The organism is Hahella sp. KA22 (genome assembly GCF_004135205.1).
Classification (GTDB): Bacteria; Pseudomonadota; Gammaproteobacteria; order Pseudomonadales; family Oleiphilaceae; genus Hahella.
Window position 1 is genome coordinate 2,618,373 of sequence record NZ_CP035490.1, and the last position, 13,044, is coordinate 2,631,416.

Below are 13,044 nucleotides of genomic sequence, written 5' to 3' on the forward strand. Positions count from 1 at the left end.
ATACCATGATGATGTTTAGTTGGGGATATTAAATTAATGGATATCAGTTTGCGTGAATGGCTGATCATGATAGGCCTGCTCATAATTCTGGGCGTGGTTATAGATGGTTTTCGCCGAGTCAGAAGAGCGCGCAAGGATTCATTGGAAATCTCCCAGGGTATGGGAGGCAACTTCGAAAATACGCCTATCGATGATGACTTTAATCCTGAACTGCCAGGTACTGGCTTCAGGGTGATCAAAGACGGCAAGCCAGCTGCGGAGCAGAACTACACTCGGCCGATTAAGGAAGTCAAATACAAACCTACCTTCAAACCCTACGAGAAGCTTAAAGAAAAAGAGCGTCTGCAGGACGAAGATCAGTACGACCAGGACATGGCGGAACCGCCGATTCTGGAAGTGGATGAAGCGTTGGAAGAGTCCATGTCCAAACAGGGGTATGGACGCAGAGAGCCGGAGTTTGTTGAAGAGGACGAGATGGAAGAGCGTCTGCCGGAAGAGCAGGAAAGCTTCTCGCCTTATCAGCGCTTCGAGCAGGTTAGGGATGAACAATATGAAGAGGAGTACGTCGAAGAGGACGCGGAAGCGGATGACGACGGCCCTTACCGAGACAGCCCCTACAAAGAGTTTCTGAAGCGGGATAATTTCCGCGTGCAGGGATATCAGGGCGGGTACGACAGTCTGCATGAACATGAGCCAGAGCCTGAGGTGGAGTTCGAGCAGGAAGAGCCACAGGATGAAGTTGAAAAGGAAGAGGATCTGCATGCGGAGCCGATAGACAGGCCGGTCGCCCATGAAGAATCCCAACATGAATCTATGCTTGCGTTTAAAGACAAGTTTCTGAAGAAAATCAGCGCGATTCAGCAGCAAGCTGGCCTCCACGGCGGTTCCCAGCGTAGCGATGAAGCGCCTAAAGGTCGCGAGGAGAAAGGAAGTAAGTCAGGCTCGCCAGGAAAGTCGTCCAAGACGTTACAAGAGATACTGGTGATCAATGTACTGAGCAAGGACGAAGAAGGCTTCGAAGGCGTTGCATTGCGCAATCTGGTTGAAGCCTGCGGTATGCAAATGGGCGATATGGCGATCTTTCATCGTTACGAGCATGACTTCGATGAAGGGCCTGTTCAGTTCAGTATGGCGAACGCCATGGAGCCCGGTGTATTCGGCAAAGATATGGCGTCGCAGCGCTTTCCTGGCGTCTGTTTCTTCGTGCGCCTGCCTGGACCGGATAACAGTATGCGCGCCTTTGACTACATGGTGGAGACTGCGCAATGCCTGGTGCGTAACCTGGGCGGCGAACTCAAGGATGAAAATCGCAGCGTCATGACGGCGCAGACTATCGAGCACTGCCGTCAGCGCGTCAGGGAGTTTGAACGTCGCATGTTGTCGTCCCGGGTATAAACCCGGGGCGCCGCTTCCGGGAATATCCCGGAGTATTGGCCTGTAACGAATAATGTTGTCGTTATATTCGCTATACTTTAATCCGAATCAAAGACTTAGCAATTCCGCCGCATTGGAGTTCCCATGCGGCGGAGTCGTCTGATAATTATTCAATAATCTGCCTCGGAAGAATGAACTCATGTCGGAAGTCCCTGCCGCCATTCAGGAAGAGCTGAATACGCTTCGCGAAACCATCAACGATCATAACTACCGTTATTACACACTGGATGATCCCTCGATTCCCGATGCGGAGTACGACCGACTAATGCGTCGACTGCGTGAAATCGAGGCGGAATTTCCGCAAACGATTACGCCGGACTCGCCGACGCAACGGGTGGGCGCCGCGCCTGCGAATGGCTTTGAGACCGTATCCCACCGTCTGCCCATGCTGTCTTTAGATAATGCGTTTGAAGAGCAGGATCTGCTGGACTTCGATCGTCGCGTGCGTGAGCGGCTCAAGGAAGCGGAAGACGCGCGCATCGACTACTGTTGCGAACCGAAGCTGGACGGCATCGCCATCAGTCTGTTGTATCGCGATGGATACCTGGTGCGTGGCGTGACTCGTGGGGATGGCTCCGCGGGTGAAGACATTACCGCCAATGTTAAGACGGTAAAAAATATTCCGCTTAAATTGCGTGGGGAAGGCTATCCCGCAGAATTGGAAGTGCGCGGTGAAATTTATCTGCCCAAGGCCGCCTTCGACGCCATAAACAAAGACGCGGCGGCGAAGGGAGAGAAAACGTTCGTTAACCCGCGCAACGCCGCCGCGGGAAGTCTGCGCCAGCTTGATCCGCGCATCACCGCCAAACGGGCGTTGGAAATGTGTTGCTACAGCGTTGGGTATTTTGAAGGTGAATTGCCGGGGACGCAGCACGATATTCTCACGCAATTGCAGCAGTGGGGACTGAGGATCAACAGCCAGATGAAGTTGGCGTCAGGGGCGCAGGAGTGCCTGGATTATTATCGCCATATCATGAACGTTCGTAACCAATTGCCGTACGAAATCGATGGCGTTGTGTTCAAGGTTAACCGCATTGATCTGCAGCAGGAGCTGGGCTTCGTCTCGCGAGCGCCGCGCTGGGCTATCGCGCATAAGTTCCCCGCCCATGAGGAAATGACCGAGCTGCTGGCGGTGGATTTCCAGGTCGGCAGGACGGGCGCCGTAACCCCGGTGGCGCGCTTAAAGCCGGTGTTCGTCGGCGGCGTCACGGTCAGTAACGCTACCCTGCACAATATGGATGAGATTCGTCGCCTGGATGTGCATATTGGCGATACGGTGATCATTCGTCGTGCGGGAGATGTCATTCCCCAGGTTGTTAGCGTGGTGCAGGATCGTCGCCCGGAAAACGCCGTCCCGGTGGATCGTCCCGAACACTGTCCGGTTTGCGGCTCTGACGTGCTGCAACTGGAGAGCGAAGCGGTGGCGCGTTGCTCTGGCGGGCTCTATTGCTCCGCTCAGCGGAAAGAGGCGATCAAGCACTTCGCATCCCGCAAAGCCATGGATATCGACGGCCTGGGAGACCGACTGGTTGAGCTGCTGGTGGAAAAAGAGTTAATCGACTCTCCCGCCAGCCTGTATTCGCTGAAAGCCCCTGATGTGGCGGGACTGGAGCGCATGGGCGACAAGTCGGCGCAAAATCTGATTAATGCGATTGAGGTTTCCAAGCAGACCACATTCGCGCGCTTTATCTATGCCTTGGGCATCCGGGAAGTGGGGGAAGCCACGGCCAAGTTGCTGGCGCAGCACTTCCCAACTCTGGAGCTGCTGAAACAGGCCACCGAAGAGGATTTGGTGGAGACGCCGGATATCGGTCCTATCAGCGCGGGCCATATTCGTTCCTTCTTTCAACAGGAACACAATCTGGAAACGATTGACGCGCTGCTGAATCAGGGCGTGAGCTGGCCTGAAGTGGTCGTACGCAGCACGGAGACGCTGCCGTTATCCGGTCAGACTGCCGTGGTGACCGGCACGCTTGCGGAATACAGCCGCGACGAGGCGAAGGATTTATTAACCCGTCTCGGCGCCAAGGTGTCTGGTAGTGTGTCCGCCAAAACCGGTTTTGTGGTGGCGGGAGAAAAGGCGGGCTCCAAACTCACCAAGGCGCAGGATCTTGGCGTGAAGGTGCTGGATGAAGGCGCATTCAAGCAGCTACTGGAAGAACATCAGGCGCATTTGGGCGGCGACGCCTGATTGCGCTGATCTTTGACTTACTGCAACGGCCGCTTCTGCGGCCGTTTTGCATTCCAGAGGGTGATAAGCACAGGGCTAGTCGCTTTCAAAGAAATAGAATTATCTGTTGGATACAAATAATCGGATGCAAATAAAAAGGCGGCAGTGTGATCCCGGTTGGGTTTCTGGCCCCCTGCTGTGGTTACAAAAAACAAAGTTTTATAAGATTTTGTAAAATTTGAATAATAAAGCGTGGAATGCACATCTATGGGTCACCTGGGTCTGGCCCAGCGCAGCGGAGTTAAGTTGGCGCTGAAAACGCCTGCGCTGGTTATCACTTCTCTACTACTCGCCTCCTGCGGCAGCGATACAGCGCCGCCCGAAGCCATTCGCATTTTGGGAAAACCACCGGGAACCGCTTATCTGGGTGTTGAATACACCTATGAGTTTGGCGTGGACGGCGGCGATGGTCTGGTGGACTTTTCCATGACCAACCAGCCGCGCTGGCTGGCGTTGGAGTACGTCGACAACACCTTCCGTAAAGGCATTATCATGCGCGGGATTCCCGGCGTTAACGGGGGCGGAACGGCGGAAGACGCGTTGACGCCTGGCGAGGCGCAGGAAGTCTCGCTGACGGTGTCGGATGGCTCCAGCGTAGGGGAGACCCGTTTTTCTATTTTCGTCGACACGAACACTTATGAATCCGAGTCGCTGACGGTGGCGGAAAACGATATTGGCGAGCGTCCCTCGAAGCTGATTGACGCCAACAATAACGGCCGGGAAGACGAGGGCGAAGAGAAAGAAGTGATTCCGCTGTGTTTCACCGACGCGGAAGGAACGCCGTTGTTCTCTGAGGAAGACATCGCTTTCTTTGAAGAGCGTCAGCATGATGATTCACTGGCGGTGCGTCCCAAGCTTCATTACTTACCGGTATTTCTGGAGCAGCCCTCGGTTCAGCGCGTCATATTGCGCTACTCCCTGACCAGCGGTTCCGGTGACGGCGCAACGCCAGGAAGCGACTTTCTGGTTGAAACCGCAAGGAAAGACGGACAGGTCATCTCGGTTGCGGACGGCTTCCTCACCTATGATCCTGGTGTGCGTTATTGCCATATTCCGGTGTTTATCAATGACGATCGCGATGCGGAAAAAACCGAGAATATTGCGGTGTCGATTACTCATTACGAAGGTGGGCTGCTTGAGTTCGCTGACCCGGTCAATACCACTATCTCCATCACTGACAATGAACCTGTCGCCAGCTTTAAGGTATCCAAGGCGTCGGTGTCTGAAGGTAACTACCTGAATGTGGAAGTGTCCTTGGACAAGGCGCCGGAACAGACCGTTTATGCGGAGTTTGTCGTGGATGGGGACAACAGCGACGGCGACTTCGAAGGCGCCAATGCGGATTTACGTCTCTATACCGGAGACGGAGGTGTCGGCAGCCTGATCACAGATGGCGTCAGCGTGCCTTTCGAGGTGGGCGAAACCAGTAAAACCGTCAAGCTGCAGGCGACCGCTAATGGCGACGCCACGTTGCGGGATGAGAAAGTGACCTTTAATTGGCGACGCAGCGGCACGGTGAATCCAGGCGAAGAGCCTCTGGCTGTCTACATAAACCAGTGGTTGAACGCGGTGGAGCTGCCGCTCAATAGCGGGGCGAGCGTCGCTGAGGCGATATCGGGGTCGCAGTCGGAACTGTTTCTCGCACGCGTGAATGGTGACGCGGGCGGTAAACCGGCTAACTCTGACATCATGATCTATGACCGCTTCGGCGTTCTGCATCAGAGCATTAAGCTGGAAGCGGCGACCTACGCAGTGCGCATTAAAGACATCTGGTTATACGAGAAGATCAATCCAGCCAACGCAGATGAGATCACCCAGGATATATACGCCTTGCTGGAAGTGGGCGGTTTATTCGCACCCCCGGTGGAGCCTCTGCAGGAAAGCGACCTGGGCGGTAAAGACGTGGTGGTGCAGAAGTATCAGCGCATTAACAATGTCGGCGCCTTCGAATTACAGTGGGCCAAGCAGATCGGCAGTGTTTGGGATGATGAGCCCGGCGCGCTGTCCGTCGATCTCAGTCAGGAAGTGCTGGTAGTTGGCGCTACGTCAGGTTTGGTCGGCGAAGGAGAAAACTCCGGGCGTCGTGACGCCATGCTGATCAAGTTTGATAAAAACGGCGCACTCATGTTCGCCAAGACCTTTGGTTCTTCCGGCGACGATGTGTTGCTGGGAGCGTCGCCGGAGTCTTCCTCCAATCATAATGTCGTCGGTTTCAGCGATGGCGCGGTGGAGGATAATGGCTCCAGTCTCGGCGGTTATGACGCCGTCATTGTGTCATACAACGACGATGGCGATCCCCGCCGTGTGGCTCAGATCGGCTCCAGCTTTAACGATGCGGCGCTTGATGTCAGCACTGTCAGCAAAGGCTTCGTCTCCGCTGGCTACACGAATGGCGTGCTGGTCAGTGGAGAGAGCAACCGTGGCGGTCAGGACGGATACCTTGCTTACCATCAAAACGCCAGTGAGATTACGGCCTATGCGCAAATCGGCGGTGCGGCGGCGGATTCTGTGCTGGATGTTAAGTCTCTGGGCAATGAGGTGTATGTGTCCGGTGTGACGGCGGGGGACATTTTTGACGCTGGCGCGGCTCAGGGCGGCGAGGATGGCTGGTTGGCGCGCTATGACGTGGTGAAAGAAGAAGTGCTGGATGAAGGGGAAGAGCCGGGCGAAGGCGAGCAGGTGAACAAGCTGAAGAATATCTGGCGGTTCCAGCGTGGCGCTGCAGCCAACGAAAAGCTTTCTAATCTGGCCACCTTCGGCAGCGCTAAACTGATTTCGGTGGAAGAAGCCCAAACTGACAGTGGCGTGACGGTAACCCTGAAGCCGCTCTCCGTCGTTGACGGCGTGGACTTGAACGCCGCCTGCCGGGCGGACCCTAACGAAGACTGTTGATGGTCGGCCTGGGTTAAGCCCAGGCTTCCACCTCGAAATGGGCGATGGCTTTCAGGATGTCGGTGGCGGTCAGTACGCCAATCACATCGCCCTGAACATTACGCACCAAAGCGCCGTCCAGGTCTCTTTCCACTAAGACCAGGGAGATCCGGCGCAGGTCGGCGTCGTCGCCCACCATCAGGTAGGGTGCGCATAATGCGGCCAGTGTTGCTTCTGGCTGCTCCAGTTTCGCCTGCAGCAGCTCGCGCTCAATCAGAAAACCCACGACCTCCTGGTCGTCCCGCACTGGCAGGTGTCTCACTTTATGCTCGCGCAGAAAGCTCAATCCTTCATCCAGGCTCCAGTCCTGCTTGCCGTAAAGCACAGGCGATGACATGACGTCCTGGGCGCTGAGGCGAGAGATATCGCCCTCTGGGGCGCTATCCTGTTCGCTTCCGGAATAGGGGAAGTCTTCTCGCATTCCCTGATCCTGAGGGCCAATAGGGTGAATGGCGGATATGGATTTAAGCTCTTCCACGGATTTGACCCGAGGGTCCACACTCAACGGTGTGATGATGCGGTGACCGGCGTCGACCAGATAGATCGGCATGAACGAAGCTCCTTGCGACGGGGCGCCATGCTTGGCGCCCCAATGCAATCAGTCTACTCCTGGCTGAAGCGGGTTGGCAAAACACGCTGGATCAGACTGTCCTCGATGGGCGCCGGCGTTCCTTCCAGCCTGTCTGCTATCAGTTCGCCTGCAAGCGGCGCCAGCGCGAGACCTTTGGAGCCCATTGCGGTCACGATCAATAAACCTTTCTCTCCCTGTTCTGGGATAAATGGGCCGATGGCGGGCAGGTAATCCGGCAGTGCGCTTCTTACGGAGGCGCGACCTTGCAGGGGGGGCGGGTTTTGGGCGAGTTCGTCGCGCAAGGCGGGAGTGAGCTGGAACAGCTGCTCAAGATTGGCGTCGTTATCCGCCTCGGTCACTTGTGCGTCAGCGCAGTTGGGTTTAAACGTGGCGCCTGTAACCAGCCGGTTTTCAATAGGCGGCATCAGATAACCCTCGCCGCATAAGACGGTATTCAGCTGCGGTAATGCGGCAGGCTCCACCTGTAACGTGGTGACTTGGCCGCGAATGGGTTTGAGGGGAAGGGCGCTCGCGGCAGTTGGTCGCATGGCCTGATTGTTGGCGGTGGCCAATATCACGGTAGCGCATTCCAGTTCCTGTGCGGACTCACCAGAACCTATATGAATGCGCCAGTCGCTTTCATTGGCGCGCTCTAATGCGCTGACCGGCGAATTCAATCTCACCTCAATGTCAGGGTGTTGCAACAGGTGAGCGCATAGCTGCGGCGGAATCAACCAGCCGCCGCCGGGCAAATGCATGGCGCTGGCTGGCAGGCTGACGCCGGCAAGCTCCGATGCTTCTTGTTGGCTGAGTGGGCGGATAACCCGATCAGGGTAGCGATTGTGTTGGAAGAACTTCTGCTGTCTGATGGCTTCCTTATCGTTATGCGCAAGCTGCAGCACGCCACAGGGATTCCAGATAGGCGCAGGCAGGTTGGCGATCTGCGAGTAAAAACGCTCGGCATACAAAAAGGCATTGGCGTGGATACGTGTGTTGATGCTCCACTCCACGCCGGGCTTTATGTACAACGCGCCTTGCGGGTTGCCTGATGCATCCGGGGCGACTTGATCACCTGCTTCCAGCACTGTTACTTTCCAGCCGCGAGTGGCGAGAGCATTGGCGACATTGGCGCCAGACAGGCCAGACCCGATCACCACGGCTTCCTTGCAGGGAAGGGCCGTGGGCTGGCTTGGCTCTTCCGCCTGGAAGACGCCGACAGTCATGTCCCTTTTATAGCCGAACCCAGGCGCCTTGCTGACATTGAAGCCGTGCTCTTTTAAGCCGCGACGGATGAAGCCGGCAGCGGAGAACGTAGCGACGGTGCAACCTTGCGCCGCGTGGCTGGCGATCAGCGGAAACAACGATTCGCTCCACATTTCGGGATTCTGTTTTGGCGAGAAACCGTCCAGAAACCAGGCGTCTGCTTTAAAGCTGCAGTCGGTCAGCCAGTCCACGACATCACCCAGGTATAACGTCAATGTGACGCCCTGATCGATGAAGCGACAACGGTGTACGCCCCGCATGGGAGCAGGGTATTGCGCTTGCAGCTGCCGGGCGAATTCCGCCAGTTGCGGCCAAGCCTGGTGGCATCGAGCCAGATCTTCCAGCGCCAGCGGACAAAATTCCACGGAAGTGAAATGCAGGTGGCCGTCCGCAGGCCCGCATTCACGCCAGAGCGCCCAGGCCATAAGGAAATTGAGGCCACTGCCGAAGCCGGTCTCCGCAATAGTGAAGTTGGCGCCTGGCTGTGCTCTGCTGAATCGCTCCCTCAGGCGGTTGCCCGTGAGGAAAACGTAATCCGTTTCCTCCGGGCCGCTTTCCTTAGAGAAGTAAATGTCGCCGTAAGCGTTGGAGATCGGCGCGCCGCTGTCGGACCAGGAAAGGTCTGCGTAATCAAGTTGCGGACCTTTCACTGCTGGCTTGCAACCTCATCCAGTTTGATGGAGTTGATAGTGACGGTTTTGACAGGCACGTTCTGATAAGGACCTGTATTCTGCGTGGGGGTGTTAGCGATTTTGTCCACTACGTCCATGCCAGAGACGACTTCGCCGAATACCGCATAGCCCGGTCTGCCTTTGGCGCCGTTCAAATAGGCGTTATCGATAACATTGATGAAGAATTGCGACGTAGCAGAGTTAGGATCATTGGTTCTGGCCATGGCCAAGGTTCCACGATCGTTGGCGAGGCCGTTATCGGACTCATTCTTGATCGGCGCTTTGGTGTCTTTTTTCTCCATGTTGGGCTTGAAGCCGCCGCCCTGAATCATGAATTGGGGAATCGTACGGTGAAAGATCAAGCCGTCGTAGTAGCCGTCTTTGATATAGCTGACGAAGTTCTCAACGGTGACAGGGGCCTTGTCGCTGAACAGCTTGATTTTGATGTCGCCCTCGGAAGTACTGATGGTGGCTGTCGGCAGGTCGGCGGCCATCGCCGTCAAACTGATCGCCCAGAAAGCCAGGCCAAGTAATCCTCTTTTGCCCGCATTTACGCTGTGTCTCACTAGATTTCTCCATTGCTTTCGGATTCGTCGTGGATGTCCGGTTCGCCTTCGCCCTCTGAGGCGGCGGATTCCGCTGTCTCAGAGGTCTCGTTGGCGGGAAAACCGTGGGCACGATTTTTACCTTTTCGTTTTGCCATGTAAAGCGCGCTGTCGGCTTGAGAAATCAATGTGTTGGGGGCGTCGCCCTGAGCAGGGGCAAGTGCGCTGAAACCTACGCTGACGGTCAGGCGTTTCAGCTCCGGTGAGCCTTCGTTCTCTATGTTGAGTTCGTAGATCTGGCGCACAATCTGTTCCGCCAGGCGCTGCGCTGACGCCTGATCCGCATGAGGCAAGATAACGGCGAACTCTTCGCCGCCGTAGCGGGCGACCAGGTCGGCGGCGCGACGAGACGTTTGCGTCAGGCAGTCGGCGACGTTAATCAGACAGTCGTCGCCGCGCTGATGTCCATAGGCGTCGTTATAGGCTTTGAAAAAGTCTACATCCACCATCAACAGCGCCAGAGGTTTGTCGTCGCGGAGGCACCGATTCCATTCCGTCTCCAGGCTCTTGTTAAAGTGCCGGCGATTGGCGACCTGGGTCAGGCTGTCCATCAAGGAAAGTCGTTCCAGTTCTGCATGTGCGGCGCGCAGCTCTTCTTGCTCATACAGCAGGAGCAATTGTTGCAGGAAGTTTTTACGGGTCTCGTATTCCACCCGGTAGCACACCAATACTGAAATCAGCGTGACAAAGGTGTGCAGGAACAGCAGCTCAGTGAACTGTGAGGCGTGCAGATGCATGAGAAAGTGCATCGCCAGGACCTGGGACAGCCACATTAATAGAGCGAAAGGAAAAATGTAGTGGAACTGCAGGCGTAACACCGTGCAGACGAATATGACAGAGATGATTGACCCGGTCTGGTAATGAAACTGATCAATGGCGGCGGCCTTCACCGCTATGGCGATCAAGCTCAGATGAATGCACAGCGCTCCCAGGCACAGAGTCATCTGATAACGGTTGCGCACCCAGGCGAGTCGGCTGGCCAGCGTCACCAGGATGATGCCGAGAGCGTCAGCCACTCTGATTTGCAGGGTTTGCTCAAAAAGAGCGGGAATCACCAAATGATCGGCGAATATGAAGAAAACCAGCACCAGCGCCCCCAGCAGAGGGTATACCCGGTTCAGGTGCACATAACGGTTCAAGTGATAACGCTCAAACTCGCTTTCCAGTTCTCCTTCGAATTGCAGTCCGTGCATGCCGTTGTCCAGCAGCCTGCGCACATAGGTCGCGGTATCTGCGGACATATCCTGGTAACTGTTCGGTAATGACAAATCCGCCCCCTGGGGTGTGGTTGCTGCAAGCGTCTCAGATATTGAGAACCGGCTCTTCTATAAAAGTGTAACCAACCATGCTTTTACCGCCAGCGTTATCAGCGACAAATGATTAGAAATTCCTTAAAAGTTTCAGTCATCTAGACGTTATAGCGAGAGAGGCTGCGGCTTTAGCCGCTAATACTTGATAGTAAGTCATTAATACTTGGTTGTAAGCAATAGCAAAACCCATACAAAAATTAACCTATCTCAGGTGTACAAGTTTTAAACATCTTCCATTATTAAAGAGCTACTACTCAATAAAAAAGGAGTTATAGTCATGGCGACTCAGCAGCAAGCTATTGAAAGATCCCGCCTAGGTCGCCTCCTGGTGAACCGGGGATACATTACCGAAGGTCAGCTTAATGAAGCATTAACGGCGCAGACCGTTAATGGTCAACGCCTTGGTGAATTGTTAGTAGATTTTGGCTGGATAACTGACAAGGAGCTGCAACGTACCCTCCGGCGCCAAAGCCGGTATCGCTACGCCGCGGCGTTCGTCGCTATGGCCGTGGCGCCGTTCCAGCCCATGGTGGCGTTCGCCGCCTCCCAGTCTGAAAATGAATCTTCACCGGTAGCCTCTGAAACCCTGTATCAAAATGCGTCGGGGCTGCAGGCGCTGGATGACAGTGAAATGAGCAATGTCGGCGCGCAGGGCTTCACTGAAGAATTCCAGCAATTTTACAACATGGCCGCGAAGGCCCAACTGGAAGGTCAGAATTCCGATAATCCTGATGAATTAACAGGTCTGGACGGGGTCCAGGTGCTCGGGTCTCTCGGAAAACTATTGCTTCCAATCACTAATGTCCTGGACGCCGAAGTTGAAGTGGTCGGCGTGCAAATAGATCCTTCTCGCATTAAGCCCTTGTTTAATGAGGATGGCGGCATGAACGTGACGCTTCCAAATCATATCGAGGGAGTCAGTTTCAACAATATTCGGCCGATGGGGGTGTCGGCGGATGGTCCTACCATGGGCAGTATTCATTTGGAAGGGATCGAGTTCAGCGATAACTCGTATATCGTGGTGAAACCCTACTGAGTAGACGGTTCCTCCGCACGGTGGGCGAGGTAGTTAGTGCGCTTCGCCGGTTGCGGATCTTTTCCTTAGACGATGTTGTTTCAGGCCGCGTTATTTGCGGCCTTTTTTTATGTCCAGGAATCTAGGCCTGCGCTATGGCCTGGGCTTCGCCAACGCTTTTCTCCGTGCCGTTTTTGCCATACAGCTGCATTTGCTGGGATTGGCCGCGGATGATCTGCATCATCTTGGTCGTGCGCTGCTGTGAGCGGGCGATAATGCGTCCGTTGACTTCATTCAGCTTGTGTATATTGGCGAGGCTGCTTTCGCACTGGCGGTATAGCTTCATCACCGGGGGCGCCTTTTCCTTCAGCAGAGAGAGAAAGCGCTCAATGGGCAAACCGGTTTGGCTGACCCACTGCGTACGAGTGCGCGCGTGGCTTTCGATTTGTTGCAGGAGGGGGAGTTTGCATTCGATGATGCGCTGCAGCGTTTCAATATCGCTTTGCTCCAGAGAGTCGCGTTCCTGCTGCAGCACATCTTCAAGTTGGGAGAGAGTTTGTAGATCCTGTTTAAGCAGATCAATAAATACTTTCAGATCGGCGGACATGATGCCCTCGCAGTGTTATCAGAAGTCTTGCTCAAAATTAAGCAATTTCTCTGCCACACTGCGTGAATTGATCTGATAGGACCCGTCGTCCAGCGCTTTTTTGATCTTCTCCACCCGTTCGTTATCCACGTCGGGCAGTTTCGCCAGTTGCTGTTCGACTTTCCTGATGTTCTGAGCCTGCGAACTGAGGACGACTTTGTCCCCGGAATCTCCGCTTTTTTCGGGAGCCGCCGCATTTTTCCCGGCGTCTACATCGACTTTCTCAGTCTTCTGCAGATTTTCCCGGGACTTGATATCGTTCACTTGAGGTGAACCGACACCCTTGATATTCATGGCCTTACTCTCTTAAAAACTTTAATTACCTAACTTATCGGCTCAATGCAGGGAAACTTTAGCGAGATTTTCAG

The 13,044-nt window shown here is 55.0% G+C and carries 10 protein-coding genes; 4 read left to right on the forward strand and 6 right to left on the reverse strand.

The genetic code is table 11. The annotated features are described in order from the left end of the window. Window positions 1–36: 36 nt before the first annotated feature. The 3 genes from zipA to EUZ85_RS11765 all read left to right on the forward strand — a co-directional run bounded on the left by zipA (window position 37) and on the right by EUZ85_RS11765 (window position 6,556). The gene (gene zipA, locus EUZ85_RS11755; RefSeq protein WP_127969478.1) at window positions 37–1,395 is read left to right on the forward strand and encodes a cell division protein ZipA; all 1,359 of its coding nucleotides are present in this window, start codon (window positions 37–39) and stop codon (window positions 1,393–1,395) included. 178 nt (window positions 1,396–1,573) lie between these two features. After that, window positions 1,574–3,625 carry an NAD-dependent DNA ligase LigA gene (gene ligA, locus EUZ85_RS11760; protein ID WP_127969479.1) on the forward strand — a complete coding sequence of 684 codons (2,052 nt, stop codon included), beginning with the start codon at window positions 1,574–1,576 and terminating at the stop codon, window positions 3,623–3,625. Window positions 3,626–3,871: 246 nt separating this feature from the next. Continuing rightward, window positions 3,872–6,556: a hypothetical protein gene (locus EUZ85_RS11765; RefSeq protein WP_127969480.1), complete on the forward strand. Its 2,685-nt coding sequence runs from the start codon at window positions 3,872–3,874 to the stop codon at window positions 6,554–6,556. 13 nt (window positions 6,557–6,569) lie between these two features. On the opposite strand, the gene EUZ85_RS11770 is transcribed toward EUZ85_RS11765, so the two are convergent. Genes EUZ85_RS11770 through EUZ85_RS11785 form a run of 4 tightly spaced genes read right to left on the reverse strand, consistent with a single transcriptional unit; the run spans window position 6,570 to window position 10,973 of the window. Next, window positions 6,570–7,145 (reverse strand): CBS domain-containing protein, encoded by a 576-nt coding sequence (locus EUZ85_RS11770; protein WP_127969481.1) that lies wholly within the window; start codon window positions 7,143–7,145, stop codon window positions 6,570–6,572. Window positions 7,146–7,198: 53 nt separating this feature from the next. Beyond that, window positions 7,199–9,079: a bifunctional tRNA (5-methylaminomethyl-2-thiouridine)(34)-methyltransferase MnmD/FAD-dependent 5-carboxymethylaminomethyl-2-thiouridine(34) oxidoreductase MnmC gene (gene mnmC, locus EUZ85_RS11775; RefSeq protein WP_127969482.1), complete on the reverse strand. Its 1,881-nt coding sequence runs from the start codon at window positions 9,077–9,079 to the stop codon at window positions 7,199–7,201. After that, window positions 9,076–9,666 carry a peptidylprolyl isomerase gene (locus EUZ85_RS11780; RefSeq protein WP_127969483.1) on the reverse strand — a complete coding sequence of 197 codons (591 nt, stop codon included), beginning with the start codon at window positions 9,664–9,666 and terminating at the stop codon, window positions 9,076–9,078. Before EUZ85_RS11780 ends, mnmC begins: the two co-directional genes overlap by 4 nt. After that, on the reverse strand, window positions 9,666–10,973 hold the full coding sequence (locus tag EUZ85_RS11785; RefSeq protein ID WP_127969484.1) for a diguanylate cyclase: 1,308 nt from the start codon (window positions 10,971–10,973) through the stop codon (window positions 9,666–9,668). The genes EUZ85_RS11780 and EUZ85_RS11785 overlap by 1 nt, the downstream gene beginning before the upstream one ends. A 319-nt stretch (window positions 10,974–11,292) precedes the next feature. On the opposite strand from EUZ85_RS11785, the gene EUZ85_RS11790 reads away from it, so the two are divergent. Beyond that, complete coding sequence (locus EUZ85_RS11790) at window positions 11,293–12,051, forward strand: type II secretion protein ATPase (protein WP_127969485.1); 759 nt, start codon at window positions 11,293–11,295, stop codon at window positions 12,049–12,051. 121 nt (window positions 12,052–12,172) lie between these two features. Here EUZ85_RS11790 and EUZ85_RS11795 read toward each other — a convergent pair whose 3' ends face one another. Together EUZ85_RS11795 and flgM are read right to left on the reverse strand one after the other, a co-directional pair. Continuing rightward, a complete protein-coding gene (locus EUZ85_RS11795) occupies window positions 12,173–12,637 on the reverse strand; it encodes a flagella synthesis protein FlgN (protein WP_127969486.1) in 465 nt (154 codons plus the stop codon). An 18-nt stretch (window positions 12,638–12,655) separates the two neighbouring features. Continuing rightward, on the reverse strand, window positions 12,656–12,970 hold the full coding sequence (flgM, locus tag EUZ85_RS11800) for a flagellar biosynthesis anti-sigma factor FlgM (protein ID WP_127969487.1): 315 nt from the start codon (window positions 12,968–12,970) through the stop codon (window positions 12,656–12,658). Window positions 12,971–13,044 lie beyond the last annotated feature (74 nt).

Bases quoted from the DNA above. Each gene is read 5' to 3' on its own strand.
- zipA (WP_127969478.1), top strand. From the start codon at position 37: ATGGATATCAGTTTGCGTGAATGGCTGATCATGATAGGCCTGCTCATA.
- ligA (WP_127969479.1), top strand. From the start codon at position 1,574: ATGTCGGAAGTCCCTGCCGCCATTCAGGAAGAGCTGAATACGCTTCGC.
- EUZ85_RS11765 (WP_127969480.1), top strand. From the start codon at position 3,872: ATGGGTCACCTGGGTCTGGCCCAGCGCAGCGGAGTTAAGTTGGCGCTG.
- EUZ85_RS11770 (WP_127969481.1), bottom strand. From the start codon at position 7,145: ATGCCGATCTATCTGGTCGACGCCGGTCACCGCATCATCACACCGTTG.
- EUZ85_RS11790 (WP_127969485.1), top strand. From the start codon at position 11,293: ATGGCGACTCAGCAGCAAGCTATTGAAAGATCCCGCCTAGGTCGCCTC.
- EUZ85_RS11795 (WP_127969486.1), bottom strand. From the start codon at position 12,637: ATGTCCGCCGATCTGAAAGTATTTATTGATCTGCTTAAACAGGATCTA.
- flgM (WP_127969487.1), bottom strand. From the start codon at position 12,970: ATGAATATCAAGGGTGTCGGTTCACCTCAAGTGAACGATATCAAGTCC.